This is a genomic window from Micromonospora sp. NPDC003816, from assembly GCF_042874705.1.
Classification (GTDB): domain Bacteria; phylum Actinomycetota; class Actinomycetes; order Mycobacteriales; family Micromonosporaceae; genus Micromonospora.
Genome location: NZ_JBIANP010000026.1, coordinates 1 through 1,466 on the forward strand (window position 1 = coordinate 1; position 1,466 = coordinate 1,466).

General features: G+C 70.0%; 1 protein-coding gene. It reads right to left on the bottom strand.

Annotated elements, in window-relative coordinates; translation table 11 throughout:
• Positions 1-24: 24 nt before the first annotated feature.
• Complete coding sequence (locus tag ACFYTT_RS30950) at positions 25-1,224, bottom strand: IS110 family transposase (RefSeq protein WP_387264526.1); 1,200 nt, start codon at positions 1,222-1,224, stop codon at positions 25-27.
• Positions 1,225-1,466: the final 242 nt, after the last annotated feature.

The following is a 1,466-nucleotide window of genomic DNA, read 5'->3' on the forward strand; positions in this document are numbered from 1 at the left end:
GGGGGGGTGTCCCTATGGGTTTGGTCAAGCCGCGATCGGCGTGACTGGGCGGGGTTGGTAGGGGATCTTGTCGCGGAGCATGGCGAACAAGACGTCGCAGCGGCGGCGGGCCAGGCAGATGAGGGCAGCGTTGTGGCGTTTGCCCTCGGCTCTCTTGCGGTCGTAGTAAGCCCTGCTGGTGGGGTCGGCGAGGGCGGCGAACGCGGCGAGGAAGAAGGCTCGTTTGAGGTTCTTGTTGCCGCCGCGGGGTGGGTGTTCGCCGCGGATGCTGCTGCCGGATCGTCGGGTGACGGGTGCGAGTCCGGCGTAGGCGGCGAGGTGGCCGGGGGTGGCGAAGGCGGTGCCGTCGCCGACTTCGAGCAGGATGCGGGCGGCGGTCCTGACGCCGATGCCGGGCATCGAGGTCAGGACCCCGGCGAGAGGGTGCGCATCAAGCATCCCCTCGACCTGAGTGGCGACCTGGTCGCGTTGCCGCAGGACGTCTCGCAGGCTGTCAGCGAGGCGGGGCAGGATCGTCTCCGCCGCCTGGGTGCCGGGAACGGTGACGGTCTGCTCGTCCAGCGCGGTCATGATCTGGGCGACGAGGCGTTCGCCCATGCGGGGTGCGTGGACGGCGGCGATCGACAGCAGCTTGCGGCGGCCGGCCTTGCGCAGCCCGACCGGACCGCCGCACCGGGACAGCAGCTCCAGCACAGCCTTGTGGTGGACTTTCGGGCCGAGGACGCGTTCCAGAGCGGGGTGGATCTGGGTGAGCAGTCCCCGGATGCGGTTGGACACGCGGGTGGCCTCGCCAGCGAGGTCATCATCGAAGCCGACCAGGACCTCCAGTTCGGCCAGGGTCTCGTCGCCGGTGTCGACCCGCCGCAACGTGTGGGGCAGAGTGCGGGCCGCGTCAGCGATGACGTAGGCGTCGCGGGCGTCGGTCTTCGCCGCGCCGGGGTGCAGATCAGCGATGCGACGCATCGCCAGGCCGGGCAGGTAGGCCACCCGGTGACCGCACGCCCGAGCCACCGCGACCGGCAAGGCACCGATCGAGGCCGGTTGGTCGACCACCACCAGAACCGCACCGTGACGGGCGAGCTTGTCGAACAGCTGCCGCAGCCGCGCCTCGGTGTTCGGCAACGCCGCGTCGTGCAACCGGCTGCCATCCGGCGCCAACCCGACCGCGTGATGATCACCCTTACCGACGTCCAAGCCGAGGTAGACGCCGTATCCGTCGTACATCACACCCGCCTCCACGCATCGCTCCGTGGCCCCGGCCGCTGGTCTGAGCGTCGGACTGCCGGCAGCCACGTTACGAAGAGACCAACCCACAAAAGGGGCGGCCGTGTCCCTATCAGCGGTCCACCGACGCCACCCGACCCGGCGACAACACCCCCCGGATCATGCGTACGACAGGGGCAGGAAGTCATACCGGGCCGGGCGACCGAGGGTCCCCGGCTGGGGACGATCAAAAAGGTAACGGG

Coding starts and splice junctions, on each gene's coding strand:
- ACFYTT_RS30950 (WP_387264526.1), bottom strand. CDS start 1,224: ATGTACGACGGATACGGCGTCTACCTCGGCTTGGACGTCGGTAAGGGT.